Annotated in this window: 9 protein-coding genes and 4 pseudogenes; 4 read left to right on the top strand and 9 right to left on the bottom strand. The window is 68.9% G+C overall.

What is annotated here, in order from left to right:
- Nucleotides 1-807: 807 nt before the first annotated feature.
- Both ACZ7M3_RS43405 and ACZ7M3_RS43400 read left to right on the top strand, forming a co-directional pair.
- Complete coding sequence (locus tag ACZ7M3_RS43405) at nucleotides 808-1,470, top strand: hypothetical protein (RefSeq protein ID WP_472071187.1); 663 nt, start codon at nucleotides 808-810, stop codon at nucleotides 1,468-1,470.
- Between the two features lie 238 nt (nucleotides 1,471-1,708).
- Nucleotides 1,709-1,982, top strand: a pseudogene (locus ACZ7M3_RS43400) (transposase); the annotation flags it as partial.
- Nucleotides 1,983-2,116: 134 nt separating this feature from the next.
- Here the strand turns inward: ACZ7M3_RS43400 and ACZ7M3_RS43395 are convergent.
- The 6 genes and pseudogenes from ACZ7M3_RS43395 to ACZ7M3_RS43370 form a co-directional block, all read right to left on the bottom strand.
- Entirely contained in the window at nucleotides 2,117-2,671 is a 555-nt protein-coding gene (locus ACZ7M3_RS43395; protein WP_472071185.1) for a hypothetical protein, read from the bottom strand.
- A gap of 553 nt (nucleotides 2,672-3,224) precedes the next feature.
- Nucleotides 3,225-3,710 carry a hypothetical protein gene (locus ACZ7M3_RS43390; RefSeq protein ID WP_472071183.1) on the bottom strand — a complete coding sequence of 162 codons (486 nt, stop codon included), beginning with the start codon at nucleotides 3,708-3,710 and terminating at the stop codon, nucleotides 3,225-3,227.
- A 201-nt stretch (nucleotides 3,711-3,911) separates the two neighbouring features.
- A pseudogene (locus tag ACZ7M3_RS43385) lies at nucleotides 3,912-6,138 on the bottom strand (bifunctional serine/threonine-protein kinase/ABC transporter substrate-binding protein).
- A gap of 15 nt (nucleotides 6,139-6,153) precedes the next feature.
- Nucleotides 6,154-6,765 carry an ABC transporter substrate-binding protein gene (locus tag ACZ7M3_RS43380; protein ID WP_472071181.1) on the bottom strand — a complete coding sequence of 204 codons (612 nt, stop codon included), beginning with the start codon at nucleotides 6,763-6,765 and terminating at the stop codon, nucleotides 6,154-6,156.
- Nucleotides 6,766-6,791: 26 nt separating this feature from the next.
- The gene (locus ACZ7M3_RS43375) at nucleotides 6,792-8,294 is read right to left on the bottom strand and encodes a protein kinase domain-containing protein (RefSeq protein WP_472071179.1); all 1,503 of its coding nucleotides are present in this window, start codon (nucleotides 8,292-8,294) and stop codon (nucleotides 6,792-6,794) included.
- Nucleotides 8,294-8,968: a hypothetical protein gene (locus tag ACZ7M3_RS43370; protein ID WP_472071177.1), complete on the bottom strand. Its 675-nt coding sequence runs from the start codon at nucleotides 8,966-8,968 to the stop codon at nucleotides 8,294-8,296. Before ACZ7M3_RS43370 ends, ACZ7M3_RS43375 begins: the two co-directional genes overlap by 1 nt.
- A gap of 551 nt (nucleotides 8,969-9,519) precedes the next feature.
- Here ACZ7M3_RS43370 and ACZ7M3_RS43365 point away from each other — a divergent pair.
- Complete coding sequence (locus tag ACZ7M3_RS43365) at nucleotides 9,520-9,729, top strand: hypothetical protein (protein ID WP_472071175.1); 210 nt, start codon at nucleotides 9,520-9,522, stop codon at nucleotides 9,727-9,729.
- A gap of 538 nt (nucleotides 9,730-10,267) precedes the next feature.
- Here the strand turns inward: ACZ7M3_RS43365 and ACZ7M3_RS43360 are convergent.
- Nucleotides 10,268-10,699, bottom strand: a pseudogene (locus ACZ7M3_RS43360) (zinc-binding dehydrogenase); the annotation flags it as partial.
- The gene (locus tag ACZ7M3_RS43355; RefSeq protein WP_472071173.1) at nucleotides 10,659-11,126 is read right to left on the bottom strand and encodes a GNAT family N-acetyltransferase; all 468 of its coding nucleotides are present in this window, start codon (nucleotides 11,124-11,126) and stop codon (nucleotides 10,659-10,661) included. The gene ACZ7M3_RS43355 and the pseudogene ACZ7M3_RS43360, both read right to left, overlap by 41 nt.
- Before the next feature lie 205 nt (nucleotides 11,127-11,331).
- On the opposite strand from ACZ7M3_RS43355, the pseudogene ACZ7M3_RS43350 reads away from it, so the two are divergent.
- Nucleotides 11,332-12,385: pseudogene (locus ACZ7M3_RS43350) on the top strand (transposase).
- 10 nt (nucleotides 12,386-12,395) lie between these two features.
- Here ACZ7M3_RS43350 and ACZ7M3_RS43345 read toward each other — a convergent pair.
- On the bottom strand, nucleotides 12,396-13,487 hold the full coding sequence (locus ACZ7M3_RS43345) for a protein kinase family protein (protein WP_472071171.1): 1,092 nt from the start codon (nucleotides 13,485-13,487) through the stop codon (nucleotides 12,396-12,398).
- Nucleotides 13,488-13,825 lie beyond the last annotated feature (338 nt).

Raw genomic sequence — 13,825 nt, 5'->3', positions numbered from 1 at the left:
GCCGTCGTCCAGCCACGGACCAGGCTGCCGCAGCACGCGATCACCGAGAGCCCGCACCACGTCCGGTAGATGTCTCCCACACCGCGTCAGCCACAACAGCCCGGACCTTCCCGTGCGCTCAGGCCGACTCGGACAGGCATGGACCTCCCGCGCGAACGCCACATCGATACGGGCTGACTTGTCATCGCGGCGCGCGTAGCCAGTGCAGCCCTTGCCGAACCGGACAGGTCACCGGCTCCTGCCCCTGCCCCTGTCCGGGTTCCGGAACTCCGCATGCTTGCAACCACGCCCACGCCACGGCTGCCTCCGCCTCGTTCAGGTGCTCCAACTCGGGTTCGCCGTCTCCACCTTGGGCACCCGCATAGCTAGCCACCAACTGCGTCTGCCATTTCAGGGCAAGTCCGCTCGCCGCTTCCTGACTACCCGTGCCCGTACGCAGGTTCCCGATTCCATGCACGGCCACAACAGTGGAAGCCGTGCGCGATGCCCCGGTTGGCATCAGCCATCAGCCATCACTCAGGAACGAGGCGCTTCCGAAGCAGGCGGCGTTACTTGTCATGGTCGTGGCCGGGTCGGCGTACAGCCGCTTGGGGCGCACGGCTGCAGCGCCACTGGCCACACTGGATGCGGTTGCTCTTCCCGGGGCTGCAGGCCGGGGATGAGGGGTCGGCCGGTGCCGGGGCCGACTGCCAACGATCCGGCGGCTTTGCATTTCACATACACATCGTGAATGTGCCCTGGAGTTGGGATAGTTGTGACGCCTCGGTCGGATGTTCCGGCCGACGGCCTGACGATCCCGGGGGACCTGTGACTTTCATTCGCCGTGCCGTTTCGGCGGCCGCTGCCGCCGCCGTCGTGCTCGTGGCGATGTCCGCGGATTTCGCGTCGGCCACTGGTGGGGAGCAGTCGTACATCGCCGCGGACGGCACGATTCAGGGATGCGTGAACTCGAGCGGTCACCTGCGCCTCGTCGAGGTGGGCTCCGCCTGCCGGTCCCACGAGCAGTCCGTCACCTGGGCGCAGACCGGCCAGGAGGGGCCTGCCGGGCCGAAGGGAGATGCCGGGCCGAAGGGGGACACCGGAGCGAAGGGGGACACCGGAGCCCAGGGGCCGGCGGGACCCGCCGGTCAGCAGGGAGACACCGGGCCGCAGGGTCCGGCCGGACCCACGGGTTCGCAGGGGCCCGCCGGAGCCCCCGGTCTGGCGGGCGTGCACGTGGTCACCGTGTCGAAGAACGTCGCAGTCCTGGACGTGGTCGACGTCGCCGCCACGTGCCCGGACGGCGAGATCGCCACTGGGGGCGGCTGGTACCTGCCCAGCTCCGACGCCCAATCGTATGGCTCGGAATTGCACTCCAACCCGATCCTCTCCGGCACCACGCCCGTCGGCTGGACCGCCGGGTTCCTGAACGGCGGCTACGAGCCGTACTACACGGCCTCCGTCTACGCGATCTGCGCCAAGACCGGCTGAGGCCTCAGAGGCGAGGTGCCCAGGGCTTGCGGCTTTGCTGACCGTCTGAGAATGAGGACGTCGCGCACAGAGGCAGTTCTTCAGTCGTCGAGACGTCGGAGGATCTGTGTGTACTCACCTGTCTCGACCAGGCGGGCGAGTACACGGGGCATGTTGCTGATGTCGGCGTCTCGGACGATGAGTTCCTCCAAGCACCAGAAGGGTGATGATGGTGGCGCTCCATCGCGGGCGTCCTTAGCTGCATGCCGCTTTGCTCACTGAAATGCGACCCGTCGGTCTGCTGGAGATGGGCAACTGTGCCGTTGACGGCTCGCACATTCGCGTTCTCAAACGAGGCTCCACACCGGGCTGGCGCCGGTCGACCGCGGGCGTCCCGGCAGCAAGTACCATCTGGTCGCCTACCAGCACGGCACACCCCTCGCGCAGTGTCGCTGACCGGCGGCAACCAGCACGCTGTCACCCAGTTGAACCCGCTGCTCGACGCCATTCCCCGCATCCGTGGCCTGCGCGGCTGTTCCGCGCCGGTCCGGTGGCGTCGGGATCGGCAGCGTTGATCCCGGCCCAAAACCTTCTTGTCCAGGCTGAGTGTTGTCCCGCAATGATCGTGGAACCGAGCGTAACCCTGTCTGAAGGTCTGGCGACGTGCTCAGCCGGTGGTTCGTGGCGTGTTCAGGGATCGGGCGAAGTCGGCGAGTGCGCGGAAGTCGTCCTCGCGCAGACCGATTCGTGGGTTGACGTGGTGTAGAAGCCCAGGTCCGTGGTGGTGGGCGGTCACGTATGCCTGGTCCAGATCGCTCTGTTCGTCGTCCACCCAGGCGAAGGGTCGGCCGTTGGCGTAGTCCACCAAGGGGCCGGTCTTCCAGTGGATCCCGTCGGGGCGGTCCTGGAACAGTGCGTCGCCGAAGTCGACGAAGGGGAGTTCGCGAAGGCCGAGTACCGGAGCGATCCACCGGTTGGCTTCGTCCATCCATGTGGTGGCCCAGCACAGCTCGTAGCCCAGTTGGAGCAGGGATCGCCCGTGCTCTGGGTTGAGCCAGACCCGCAGGGGGCGCCGCCGGGCCGAGAGGCCTCTGAGTTCGTCTGGAGTTCCGCTGTCCTGGGGCACTCGGAGAGTGGTGTAGCCGTCGGGGCGCCTCTCCGGCTGGGCCGCATAGGGGTTGAGCGGCCCGTCCACGTCGAGAAACAGCAGTGGTCGGTTCACGATTTCCCCCGGTCTTGCTCAACATCGGCTGCGCCGTGGAAGCGTAGCTGCAGCGACCGTCGAGCGCTCCAACAGCATGGATAGCCCCCCGCGGGGCCCGTGAGGTCGTAGTTTCGGCTACGGTCCAGGTTCCGCGGCGCCGCCGCGAGGCCGGCGATCCTCTTTGGCCCCTTCAAGGCGGGCCAGGCGCGGCGAGTGCCCCGCATCGATTCCTTGAATCCTGCCGGTCGATGGATTGTTGCTCTTGGCGATACGGACTGGAGCACCGCACGCAGGACTCAGGCAAGTGGACGGTGTCAGCGGGGGCAAGACCGGCCGCGCGGGTTCCCAAGGAGGGACGCGCGGGTCCCCAAGGAGAGAGCCGTCGTCACACGTTACGGTCCAGCCGAGCAGACAGGCGTTCTGACCGTAGCGCGCCGCGGCCGGGGTGCGGGTGAAGAACGGTCGGTTCCGCCGCATCACTGGCCGCGGCATACGGTGAGATCCTGCGCTGGCAACGCGTGATCCAGTCACAGAACCTGAGACCGTGACAGCACTCGCCTTGGTCCGGTGCTCACGATCCAGAACGCAGTCCCAGAGCACTGTGCTCCACCACACCCGAGGGAAGGTCGCTCTTCCCCGAAGCCCGAGCAGTCAGCTCCACGAGTCCGGCCCGGAGGTCGGCGGCCGGCTCACCAAGGACGATCGCACTGATGACCAGCTCCATCATCAGGCTGTCGTACTCGTCGCCCCTGCTCCGATAGCGCTCCCCATGGGCCTCCACCACAGCAGAGGCGATCTTCCTCCCACCACCAGCCACGGGGGCAAAGGACGCCTCATAGACGCCGCGACCGGTCCAACTCCGGTGCATGAAAACGACATCGGCTTCGACGAAGACGTTCCACTTCTCATCCATGTCCCGGGCCCGATATCCGCGCCGGATCCGGTCCCAGTCCTCGTCGCTCCAGACACGATCGGGCAACTGAGTCACCAGCCTGGGGGTGTTAATCGGCTGGAGGCGTCGGAACGTCTCTCGGGTGAGCGGGGTATCGGCAGTCATGACGTGATCTTACGGATGCACCACTCCAACAGGACAGCGACTCAGCTCCAACTGGGCATGCGATGCGATGCGATGCGATGCGTGCGGCAGGGGGCTTCATGGTTCCGGCGAGCGCTGGGCGCCGTCTGACGGCCGACTGGTCGCAGCGGTCGACTGTGCTGCCCGAGCTGTCCGCGGGGGAGCCCTTCCTGTCGCTGCTGCTCATCGCAGCTGGTCGTATCGCCCCAGGAACTGGAAATCCCCGTCCCTGGCCTGGTAGAGGAAGCTTGCGTTCTCCGGTTTCAGCGTGTGTGTGGCGTCCTGGGTGAAGCGGATCGGCTTGGCCACGCCGTCGTAGGCAGTGCGGAAGAGGCGTTCGGCGACCTGGCCGGGCTCGATTCCCGCGCCGCCCCCGAGTGCGTCGAGGGCGCGGGCGATCAGGCCGACGGCGTCGTACGCCTCGGCGGCCCAGCGGCCGGGTGTCTGGCCGTAGCGCTTCCGGTACGCGGCGGTGAACGCCTTGGACGCCTTGGTCCCGACCGCTTCCGGTTCGGTGTACGGGGCTTCGAACATCCAGCCTTCGGCCGCATCGCCCGCCGCGGTGAGGAAGGCCGGGCGCATGACGGGCTCGAATCCCAAGCGGGGTCCGGTGAATCCAGCCGCTGCCAGGGTGTGGGCGCAGGCTGCGGCTCGGCTCGGGGAGATCCCGGCGTGCACGACGGCCTGCGGGTCGGTGGCCAGGGCCTTGGCGACGGCCAGGCGGAAGTCGTCGGTGTCGGCTGCCACGGGGTGGATGGTGACCGTGCCCTCGCTGGGCGGTGCCTCGCCGATGTACCGGCTGATGTCCCAGGCCGTCTGTCCTGCGGCCTGGTCCTCGATGGCGGCGGTACGACGCGTGGAATGCACCCGGGTCAGGTAGAGGATGACCGGTAGGGCGCGCTCGGAATCCGATGCCCTGATCGAGCACACGGTGCGCCGCAGGGAGACGGTGGAAAGTCCGGCCTCGTCGGCGTCGACCGACACGAGCACGAACGGTGTCGACGCGGCCGCGTAGAGCGGCCCCGCGGCGCGTGCGGCAGCGGTCGTGGTGGGGCCGATGACCGCGCGGACGGTGAACCGGGCGAGCATGCTGCGGGCCGCGTCCTTCGCCCGTGCGGTCTCACCTCGGTCGTCGTACCTGGCCAGGGCGAGGTGGAAGGAGGCGTCGGCGCGTGCGTTGTGAGTGGCGACGGCGAGGCCGGCCCCGCGTTCCTGCGCTGTTCCGGTGTCCTTCTGAAGCCCTGTCAGGTCGGCCTGGAAGCCGATGGTGCGTCGGCACGTTGCGGGGCGTGCCGGCCGCCGCCGCGGTGTTCCGCCGGTTCAGCAGTACGGCGGCGCCGGCGCCCGAGGCGGCCACCGCCAAGCCGCCGATCGCGAGAATGCGACGGGGCAGCCTCGGTACCGACTCCGGGGGCGATGACTCCGGGGCGGTGCGGGCCGGCGGGCGCGGCGGCGGGTTGAGGGCGCGAGAAGAACGGTCGGCCACCAGCCGCAGCACCTCAGGAGGCAGCCAGTCACCCTGTCCATGGGACTCGGCAGCCGGGCTCGTGCTGTGCCGCTGCGCTCCGCCCGGCGCCTGGCCGGCCCCATCGGTCACTGCCTCGAACACGTCACGGAGCTCGGCGGCCGTGGGCCGGTGCCGGGGGTCTTTGGCGAGGCAGCCGGTGATTGCCTCGTACACCGGTGGCGGCAGGAGACGGTCGAGGCCGGTGAGGTCGGGGACCTCGTGGACGGTGCGGTACAGGACCGCGGCCGCGTCGCCGGTGCCGAACGGCCGTCGGCCCGTGGCCGCGTACGCCAGCACGCAGCCGAGGGAGAAGACGTCGCTGGGCGGGCCTACCTCGCCCTCATAGGGCAGGGCCTGTTCGGGGGAGAGGTAGCCGGGGGTGCCGATGATCGCGTCGGGGGCGGTCAGAGCGGTGGTGCCGGTGCCTTGGGCGATGCCGAAGTCGATCAGCCGGGGCCCGTCCTGGCCGAGCAGGATGTTGCCGGGTTTGACGTCACGGTGGACCAGGCCCGTCGCGTGCACCTCGGCCAGCGCCCGCACCAGACGCGCGCCGAGTACGACGACGGTGTGCGCGGGGAGCGGACCGTGTCCGTCGACCGCCTCGGCCAGCGACGGGCCGGGCACGAAGGCAGTGGCGAGCCACGGCTCGCGCGCCTCGGTGTCGGCGGCCGTCACCGGAACTACCCAGCGGGCGGTGAGCCCGGTGGCCAGCCGTACCTCGCGGCGAAAGCGGGCCCGGAAGGCGGGATCCGCGGCGTGTTCGGCGCGGATCATCTTCACGGCGACGAGTGCCCCGTCGGCGGCGCGAGCCAGATAGACCGTGCCCGTGCCGCCGGCTCCGAGCCGGGCGAGCAGTCGGTGCCCGCCGAGTGTCTCGGGGTCCTCGGCCCGCAGCGCACGCATCGACTGCTCCCGCCGTCAGGACGTGGGCAGCGTGCCGACGTAGGCGAACCGGCCGCCGTCGACCCGGTAGTGGTGAACCAGTTGCATGGTGAGCTCTTTGCTCTTGTCGAACGCGTACGTCGTGGTCAACCCCTTGAACCGGGCCTTGGTGAGGGCCTGGGTGACCTGGGCACGGCTGGGGCGTCGGACGCCCTCCCCGGCCAGGGCGGTGAGCCGGTCGGCGACCAGGCGGGCGGTGTCGTACGCCTCCGGCGCCCAGATACCCGGCGCGCTGTTGTACCGCTTGCGGTAGGCGGTGGCGAAGGCGTGTAGGGGTGTGGCGTCCGGGCTGATGTACGGGGTCAGGGTCTGCCAGCCGTCGGCCGCGTCCCCCGCTGCGGTGATGAAGGACGCGATGGCCGTGGGCGCGTCCAGGAACCGTGGCCCAGCGAAGCCCCGTTCGGCCAGGGCGCGGGCGACCGTGGCGGCGCGCTCGGGGGTGCCGGTGCAGAAGAAGCCGTCGATGCCGTGGGCGAGCATGTCGGCGATCACCACGGACGCGTCCGGCGCGGCGGCGGGCACGACCCTGGCGTACAGGCCGACCTTGCCGACGCGGGCCGTGTCGCGGGCGATCTGCGCGGACTCCATGCCGGTGGCCCGCCCCGCGCGGTCGATCAGCAGGCCCGGGCGGCGGGAGCCCTGGGCGTGTTGTAGACGGTAAAGGCGGCCATGGGCGCGGTCCGGAAATACGCCTTCGGTTCGGCCAGCAGGGCCGACTCTGCGGCGGCGAACGAGAGTTCGGACACGGTCAGTACCGGCAGCCCGGCCGCCTCGTAGACCTCCAGGGCGGCCTGGGTCGAGGCGTAGCCCGTGGGGCCGAGGACGGCGAGCACATCGTCCTCGCCGGTCAGCCGCCGGGCCGCCTGCTCCGCCCGGGCCGGCTCACCCCGGTCGTCCATCACTCGGAGGGCGAGGGCGAACGGCTTGTTCTTGCGGGAGTTGAACTGTTCCACGGCCAGCCGGGCGGCGCGCTCCTGTGTCGTGCCGGCCTCCCGCTGCGGTCCGGTCAGGTCCGCGTGGACGCCGAGGACCCAGCGTCGGCCGGTGGACTGCGCCGCCGGATCCTGCTTGTCGTCGTTCCCCAGCGCCGCCCACAGGGCAGCGCCGCCGCCTGCCGCGAGCAGGGCCGCGCCGCCCGCGGCCAGAGCCAGGACCCGGCGGCGCCCCGGCTTTCGGGCCCTGGGGTCCTGCGCGGGGTCTGCGGAGATCTCGGTCGGCTCGATGCCGGGCAGGGCCAGCATCTCGGCGGACCGGTCGGCGACCATGGCGACCACCGCGTCCGGCAGCCAGTCGATGGAGTCGGCCGGGGCGTCCTCCACCAGTTCTGTGTCCACCTCGGCTGCCGTGGGCCGGGCCGCGGGCCCCTTGTCCAGGCACCGATGAAGCAGCGTGCGCAGTTCGGCGTCGTCGATGCCGTCCAGTTCCGGCGTGTCATGGACGGTCCGGTACAGCAGCGCGTCCGCCGTGCCGGTGCCGAACGGAAGTCGGCCGGTGGCCGTGTACGCCAGCACGCAGCCGAGGGAGAACACATCGCTCGCCGGGCCGACCTCCAGGGCCCGCGCCTGCTCGGGGGAGAGGAAACCAGGCGTGCCCAGCACCACGCTGTCCGAGGTCAGTTCCGTCTCCTCGGCAGCCGTGGGCCGCGCGATGCCGAAGTCGATCAGCCGGGGTCCGTCGAGGGCGAGCAGGATGTTGCCGGGTTTGACGTCACGGTGCACCAGACCGGCGTCGTGCACCGCGGCCAGAGCCCGCGCCAGCGCCTTGCCCAGTACCCGCACCGCGCGCGTCGGCAGCGGCCCGCAGGCCACGACCGCCTCGGCCAGCGACGGACCCGGCACGAAGGCCGTGGCCAGCCACGGTGCCTCGGCTTCGGTGTCGGCACCCACCACCGGCACCACCCAAGCGCTGTCCACCCGCCGGGCGGATATCACTTCCCGGCGGAACCGGGCCCGGAACTCCGCCTGGTCGGTGTACTCCGGCTGGATCACCTTCACCGCGGCCAGGTCCCCGGCTTCGGTACGGGCAAGGTAGACCACGCCCATGCCGCCCGCGCCCAGCCGTCCCAACAGCCGGTGGCCGCCGAGGCGGGACGGATCGGAGGGAAGCAACCGCTCCATCACGCACCCCCTTCCGGGTCCGACTTCGCCCCCGGCATCGACGCGCCCTCGCTGCCCGAGGCGCCCGAGGCATCCGGCTCCGGCGAGACGGATCCCGACCCGTCGAGGCCCCCCAACTCCGACTTCGCGCGCACCAGCATCTTGGGCAGGGCCCCCTGGACAAGGGTCGACAGTTCGTCCGCTTCGCGTCCCCGGCCCCCGCAGACAGAGGTGCTGATCACCACGGAGTTCAGCGTGGCCTGGTCCCACTTGTACGGATACGGGCCGCCGCGGGAGTCACTCACGCACAGGCCTGTCTCCTCAAGGAACTCGTCGCTGGAACTGTTGAGTCCCTCGCCCCGCGCGAACGCGGTCGAGCTCAGTTCCGTCAGCCGCTCACCCGGCCGCAGAAGCTCCTCCTTGCAGCCGAGGGACTCCTCCAGCATTCCGGCCTGTTCCCAGGCCGCGTCCAGCGCCGTACGGTGCACGGTGACCGTGGCCGACAGCCGCACCGGCCCCTTGGCACCCTCGGCGGGCACCTCGAAGTGCCGGGTCAGCGTGGCCAGCACGCCTGCGGGCAGTTCCGCCAGATGCCAGGTGCAGCCGTCGCCCAGCACCGCCCAGCGGCTCGGGTCGCTCTCGTACGGTGTCGTCCGCACCACCTCCGGCCCGAACAGCTCCGGGCCGGCGATCACTTTCCCGATCAGCGCCCGTGCCTGGTCCGCGGTTCTCGGCTGCTTCGCGGGGTCCGTCTCGGTGGTCGGCGAGGCCGTCGGCGAGGCGTCCCCGCCTGTGCTCGCGTCGAGGCTGCCCCGGTCTCCGTATCGCCGCCGTTCTCGCCGCCCGTGCAGCCGACCAGCAGTAACCCGCACATCACCAGGGCACTGCTGATGTGCGGACCTCTCGCATACGCCACGATCCCGCCCCTTGTCCGGTGCTCGTCCGGTGCTCGCCGTACCTCGCGCCGCGAGGGGAACTGCCGAGTCGACGTGTGCCTCGCCCCCGTACCCATGCCACTTGGGCATCCGGCGGTTCCCGGGCTTCCGTATCCGGTTTCGTGGGCGACGACGACTTGTGGAGCCGATCGGATCGTAGCCGGTTCACGAACGAGCGAGACTCAACTCGCAATGACTGCACGGTAGTTGGGATACATCGGAGGGAAACCGTGCCGTCCGCCCAGCCGGGCCGGGGCCGGTCATGCTCAAGGCGATGTCAATGGAGTACGAGGTAGGGGGCGCGCAGGATCATGGCAGGAACCGAGCGGCAGCAGGGCCCGGGCAGCCGCTCGGAAGGGGTGGGGGAGACCGCTCCCGACAGTGCGGTGCGATGGACCGATCCGGACTTGGCGGCCGCCAACGCCGCGGGACGCGTGACCCCCGCCCAGCGGGCGATGATCACTGGCGACTCCCGTCTCCCGTACTTCTGGTGGCCCTTGCTGACCGTAAGAGACCGGTGATGACGGCGTCGAGATCGCGTTCGAGGTGCTGGGCGAACCGATGGAGGCTGGGCAGACCGGTGACGGTGGCCGCTTCGATCCACTGCGGCAGGAGGTTGCCGTAGAGGTGGAGCTGGAGGCGATCCTGCCCTGGACGATTTTCGGGCGACCTCCCGTGCCATCACACGGTGATCAACAGTCACGCTGTGTACGCGACCCCAAGAAGTGGACCAGAGCATGAGAACGAAGAGCGAATGTCGATGGGGCCTGGCATCGATTCTTGATCGAGATGTCCAGAAGTGTTGATGAGGACTGTCAGCACCCGACGGAGATGTGCTGGCCGGTGATGTGCGCGGCGCCGTCAGGCATCCGGAATGCGACCGTCTACGGCGATCTCCTGCGGCGAACCGAGCCTACCGAACGAGTCCACTCGGTTCGCCGCTGCGAGCTTCGCGGCCATCTGGTCGGGGGACGGGCTCCGAAGTTTCCGCATCGGCGTGGCTATGGCCACCAGTGCCCCGAGGCCGAGTGCCGAACGTGCCTGTGAGACGCCTGGTTCCTAAGCGACCGTGAGTACGATCTTGCCTTGGATGTGCCCCCGGGCGGCGCGTTCGTGTGCCGCTCGGGCATCCGCGAGCGGAAACGTGCTGTCTATCGCGACACGAACCGTGCCTGCGTCGAGCAGGCGTCCCAGTTCAGCGAGTTGCGCGCCGTTCGAGCGGACCTGGGTGCCCGAGACCGTGACGCCCAGCTTCGCGGTTTCTTCGTCGTCGTAGTCGCCGAAGAACACCGGGTACAGGGCGCCGCCGCGCTTGAGCGTGCGCAGGAAGCGACTGCTGTCGCGGCCACCGACGGCGTCGAGAACGAGGTCGATGTCGTGCACGAGTTCCTCGGGTCGGCTCTTGGTGTAGTCGATGAACTGGTCGGCGCCGAGTTCGCGCAGGAACGATTCATGCGCGCCCGATGCCACCGCGATGACACGTGCGCCCTTCGGGTTGTTCGACATGGACGTCCTGCTCGAGCGTTTGCCAACCGAGTCGCTGGTAGAGCGGAACCAGGGGAGGTCGGCAGAAGAGAAGCCCGTGCTGTGGCCCCATCGTTCGGGCGTGGTCCACGGCCGCCGATACGACCAACCGTGCCAGTCCGCGGCCTCGCAAGTCAGGCGCAACAGCCACCCCGCCGACTCCCACCACCTGTGTGCCGACCTCTCCGATCGATATGGGTAGCCGCAGCAGACCGGCGTGTGCGACGAGGCGGCCCTGCTGCCTGATGCCGAAGTGATCTTCCTTGGGCAACCAAGTCAATCCGGCGTCTGCGACGCCGAAGGGATCGGCGTCGCCGATGATTTCGATCTGGTCGGTCTTCGTATACTCCGTGAGCCGCACCACGGGCGGTGCGGGAGGGAGACGGTCTGTCATCTCGCCATGATCCTGTTCACGCCGGACCCTGGGCAAGTGAAGATTCCGGGTGCCCAACGGATGTGCTCGGTCACGCTGGCGGGGGCCGGCACGGAGACGGGTGCGGCCGCCGATGATCATCGGTGTGCGAAGGCAGAAGATGAGACAGTTGGCCGCAGGTCGCGGCAGGGATTCCGCCTGCCGACCAGACATGTTCGAGGTCCTGATGGGCCGTATCGCGGGGCGATTCGCCCGGGTGGAACCACGGCGCCGGGCACGGGAGTTCGTGTTCGGGCTGCCGTCGGACCTGCCACATGAGAATTGCTGGACGCTGGCCGAGTATGCCGAGGACTTGACCCCGTACGGTCTGCAGCACCTGCTGTTGCGGGCCAAGTGGGACGCGGATGCGATCCGTGACGATCTCCGGGGCTTCGTCGTCGAGCAGCTGCTCGATGACGACGTCGTGTTGGTGGTAGATGAGACCGGCAATGTGAAGAAGGGCATCGCCACGGTCGGCATGCAGCGCCAGTACACCGGAACTGCCGAACGCATCGAGAACAGCCAGGTCGCCGTCTACCTCGCCTGCTCGATCCCGCTCCTACGGAGGCAACCCGCAGTTGCGCGGCGCGCTGGAAGACCGCCGGGGCGGCTACGTGCTCGCGGTTGCCCGTGATCATCAGTTCGCCATCCGGGCGGGGCAGTCGTGGGTCGATGTCCTGGTCAAGAAGCTTGCGAAACGAGCCTGGCGGAAGCTCTCCGCGGGAGTCGGCGCCAGGGGGCATCGCTTCTACGACTGGGCCCTGGCCGACGTCGCCGACAACCGGCCCGGCCTCCGACGCCTACTCGTCCGCCGCAACCGCAGCAGCGGTGAACTCGCCTTCCCACGCTGCTACTCAGCCAGGTCGGTTCCCCTGGCCAGGATGGTGCGCATCGCCGGGCGCAGATGGACGGTCGAGGAATCCTTCCAGGCCTCAAAGCGTCTGGCCGGACTGGACGAACGCCAGGCCAGACGCCGGACCTCCTGGCACCGCTGGGTCACCCTCGTCATGCTCGCCCAAGCCTTCCTGGCCGCAGCCACCGCAAACGAACGCACCCACCACCCGGCTCCGGACGAGCTGACACCGCTGACCCGCAACGAGATGAAACGCCTGTTCACCGTGCTCATCAACGGAGTTGTCCACCCAGCCGCACATCACCTCGGCTGGTCCGACTGGCGACGGTGTCATCAAGCCCGCTCCCGGGCCTGCCACTACCAGCGGAAGATCTCTCACCAGCGATGAAGATCGCGATCTATAGCTGGAGGACTGGCCCGCCGGGGACGCTGGAGCCTCCGGGACCAGCGGAATGGAGGGCCCTGCGTAGGGCCTGAAACGGGTACAGGGTTTCCCTGCTCTCGTCCTGGATCTTGACGTAGAAGTCCGTCAGTACCGCGGCGAGCGGTGCATGCCGGGAGAGGACCGCCCTGGCCCCCCGCGGTCCGGTCGGTGGGTCCTCCCCTTCCACACATGCGCGAATGAGTGCGTAGCGTTCTTCCCGCTCATAGCCGTATAGAGCTGTGATCAGCCAGTTCACCAGCCAGCTGCGCGTGTAGCAGCGATCGTAGGTCCTGTGCAGTTCGAAGAAACTGGTCTCGGACGGTGACAGATCAAATTGGGAGGAGAGGGCGAGGCCGTAGTCGGCGAAGTAGAGGCGTCGGCCGTCGGTCAGGATGTTCTGAAAGTGGGCGTCGAAGTGCAGGAGTCCGCGAGCGTTCATGAAGGACGTGCCGGCCTCCAGCTCGCCCTCTACCAGGGAGCAAGCCCGGTCAGCAGACTCTTCACCAGCCTGTATCTGCTCGGTGAACCACTCGTGCAGGGTCTGAGGGATGTACTCCAGGAACAGCGCGAGGCTCGCAGAGGACTGCTGAAGGGCCTCGATACGACGGCGTACCTCCGGCCGGCCTCCCCAATAGGCCACGGCCCGCTCCACATCCGCGAGTTCCATGGGAAGCGCGGGCGCCGAGTCTGGCAGCACGCGCCAGTGGTACATCATCGGGAACCCTTGGTGCTGCCCTGCGAGCACCCAGTTCGTCGTCATGGTGTGAACGGCGAGCTCTCGCCACGCCCCGAAGTTGGGCCCACCGACGCCGTACTGGCAGAAGGTGGGAAGCCCGAACATGTTGGCGGTGGACCGTACATGCTGCGGCAGCCGCTCCAGATCCGTGAGCGGCACCCGCTTCACGAAGACCGGCTTCCCGTCAACCTCAAGCAGCGCGGACTTCCCGCCGATACCGGAGCCAAGCGGCACGGCGGCGTCCACAAGTTCGCCCAGCCGGTGATCACTTCGCAGGGCGAGCGAGGTGGAGACAGTGCTGTAGGCAGTCAAGCGCGCGTCTTCTGACATATCGGGATGCTTGACCGCTACGTGCATCGGAATGCCGACCTCGTTTCCACCATGCCCACGAGTGTCCACCAACTGCCGCCTCTGCACTGTAGATGAAGGTCGATGAGGAGTTCGGTCGTGGTCGCCGTAGTGGTGACGACGCTTGTGGTGTCCCTCGTCCTCGGCCTGGCCCAGATCGTCATGCCAGAGGAGTCCGAGCACAAGCGGGACCTTCTGTTCGCATGGATGCGCTACCGCGAGCGCCAAGGCAAGACGCAGGCTCGTCGGTCGGCGCGGCGGACCGGCCGTGGCCCTTGCGAGCCGGACGAGGGAACGCCGGTGAACCGCGAGACCGGACG

The sequence above is a fragment of the Streptomyces sp. NPDC111656 genome, assembly GCF_055656965.1.
This window is presented reverse-complemented; position numbering and strand designations above follow the sequence as displayed.

What these genes read in the sequence shown, in the direction of transcription:
- ACZ7M3_RS43355 (WP_472071173.1), bottom strand. Translation starts at nt 11,126, where the DNA reads ATGACAGACCGTCTCCCTCCCGCACCGCCCGTGGTGCGGCTCACGGAG.
- ACZ7M3_RS43365 (WP_472071175.1), top strand. Translation starts at nt 9,520, where the DNA reads ATGGCAGGAACCGAGCGGCAGCAGGGCCCGGGCAGCCGCTCGGAAGGG.
- ACZ7M3_RS43380 (WP_472071181.1), bottom strand. Translation starts at nt 6,765, where the DNA reads ATGGAGTCCGCGCAGATCGCCCGCGACACGGCCCGCGTCGGCAAGGTC.
- ACZ7M3_RS43390 (WP_472071183.1), bottom strand. Translation starts at nt 3,710, where the DNA reads ATGACTGCCGATACCCCGCTCACCCGAGAGACGTTCCGACGCCTCCAG.
- ACZ7M3_RS43345 (WP_472071171.1), bottom strand. Translation starts at nt 13,487, where the DNA reads ATGTCAGAAGACGCGCGCTTGACTGCCTACAGCACTGTCTCCACCTCG.
- ACZ7M3_RS43375 (WP_472071179.1), bottom strand. Translation starts at nt 8,294, where the DNA reads ATGGAGCGGTTGCTTCCCTCCGATCCGTCCCGCCTCGGCGGCCACCGG.